Raw genomic sequence first — 1,913 nt, forward strand, 5'->3', positions numbered from 1 at the left:
CGAGTGGATGACGCGAAAAGGGATTGACTAACCAAGGCCCGTTACAGAAGCCCGGATGCAGCGAAGCGAAATCCGGGGCTGGTCTCTCCGCTGAGGGACTGCCCCCGGATTTCGCTTTCGCTCCATCCGGGCTACGAATACCCGGGCTTGCCGAAATTGTTACGACGCCAGCGCTTCCTCCGGCATCACGGCTGACAGATGTTGGCTCTCGGCGACGGCGCGATTGGTGATGCGGCCGCGATGGACGTTGAGGCCGGCGCGCAAATGCGGATCCTCGACCAGCGCGCGCAGTCCCTTCGAGGCCAGCGCCAGGCCGAACGGCAAGGTGGCGTGATTGAGCGCGTGGCTCGAGGTGACAGGTACGGCGCCTGGCATGTTGGCGACGCAATAATGCACGATGTCGTCGACCAGATAGGTCGGCGCCTGGTGCGTGGTCGGCTTCGAGGTCTCAAAGCAGCCGCCCTGGTCGATCGCGACGTCGACCAGCACCGCGCGGCGTTTCATGCCTGAGAGCTGCGCGCGCGACACCAGCTTTGGTGCGCTGGCGCCCGGCACCAGCACCGCGCCGATCACCACATCAGCCGCAAAAACCTCCTGCTCGATCGCTTCCAGCGTGGCGTAGCGGGTGCGGACGCGGCCGATGAACAGGTCGTCGAGCGCGCGGAGCCGCGGCAACGAGCGGTCGAGGATGGTGACGTCGCTGCCGAGCCCTGCGGCCATCCGCGCCGCATGGGTGCCGACCACGCCGCCGCCGATGATCGCGACACGTGCCGGCGGAACGCCGGGCACACCGCCGAGCAGCTTGCCCATGCCGTCGGCGGATTTGCGAAGTGCTGCGCCCGCGGCCTCGATCGCAAGGCGGCCGGCGACCTCGCTCATCGGCGCGAGCAGCGGCAGCCCGCCATGCGCGTCGGTGACGGTTTCATAGGCGACCGCCGTGCAGCCGGAGGCGATCAGCCCCGTGGTCTGCGGCACGTCGGGCGCGAGATGCAGATAGGTGAACAGGATCTGTCCCTCACGCAGCTTGATCCATTCCGACGGCTGCGGCTCCTTCACCTTGACGATCATCTCGGCGACGGAGAACACCTCTTCGGCGGTGTCGGCGATCCGTGCGCCGGCCTGGGCGTAGGCGTCATCGCCGGCACCGATGCCGTCACCGGCGCCGCGCTGCACCACGACCTCATGGCCGTGCGCCACATATTCCCGCACCGAGGCCGGCGTCAGCCCGACCCGATATTCCTCGACCTTGATCTCCTTGGGCACGCCGACGCGCATGGTCCGCTCCTTGCAAAATTGGTTTCCGCCAACCACAAGGCTATGCCCCGTCACACGGCGTTTCTCAGCGAATTCCGGCTTGCCCACAGGGAGATACGCTCATATCCTTCGTCGTCGGCTTCGCTCTTGAAGGAAAACTGCGTGGACGGTCTCGATCGTATCGACCTCAGAATCCTCGCCGAGCTGGTCGCGGACGCCCGCGCAAGCCAGATCGAGCTTGCCGAGAAGGTCGGGCTGTCGCCGACCGCCTGCGCGCGGCGCATCCGCCATCTCGAGGAGATCGGCGTGATCCGCGGCTACCGCGTCGACCTCGAAGCGTCAGCGCTTGGCCTCGTCACGACCGTCGTCGTCACCATCACGCTGGAGAAGCAGAGCGAGGATTATCTCGCCGCCTTCGAGGCCGCGATCGCGCGCTGCCCCGACGTCGTGTCCTGCCATTTGATGTCGGGCAGCGACGACTATCATCTGCAGGTCATCGCCCGCGACATCGCCGACTTCGAGCGCATCCACAAGCAGCATCTGTCGCGCATGCCCGGCGTCGCCCGCATCCATTCCAGCTTCGCGATGCGCGAGGTGGTCCGCCGCACCATTCCCGAAACCGCGCTGCGCGGTTAGTCCGGAATGGTCGAGTTGCGACC

At 66.5% G+C, this 1,913-nt stretch carries 2 protein-coding genes; one reads left to right on the forward strand and one right to left on the reverse strand.

Annotation, left to right across the window (positions count from 1 at the left end; translation table 11 throughout):
* Positions 1 to 159: 159 nt before the first annotated feature.
* Positions 160 to 1,275 (reverse strand): alanine dehydrogenase, encoded by a 1,116-nt coding sequence (ald, locus tag QMZ05_RS40720; RefSeq protein WP_353705876.1) that lies wholly within the window; start codon positions 1,273 to 1,275, stop codon positions 160 to 162.
* Positions 1,276 to 1,401: 126 nt separating this feature from the next.
* Here ald and QMZ05_RS40725 point away from each other — a divergent pair, with 126 nt between their 5' ends.
* Entirely contained in the window at positions 1,402 to 1,890 is a 489-nt protein-coding gene (locus tag QMZ05_RS40725) for an Lrp/AsnC family transcriptional regulator (protein WP_353705877.1), read from the forward strand.
* The last annotated feature ends 23 nt before the right edge of the window (positions 1,891 to 1,913 follow it).

This window comes from Bradyrhizobium sp. INPA03-11B (assembly GCF_040446015.1).
Classification (GTDB): domain Bacteria; phylum Pseudomonadota; class Alphaproteobacteria; order Rhizobiales; family Xanthobacteraceae; genus Bradyrhizobium; species Bradyrhizobium macuxiense_A.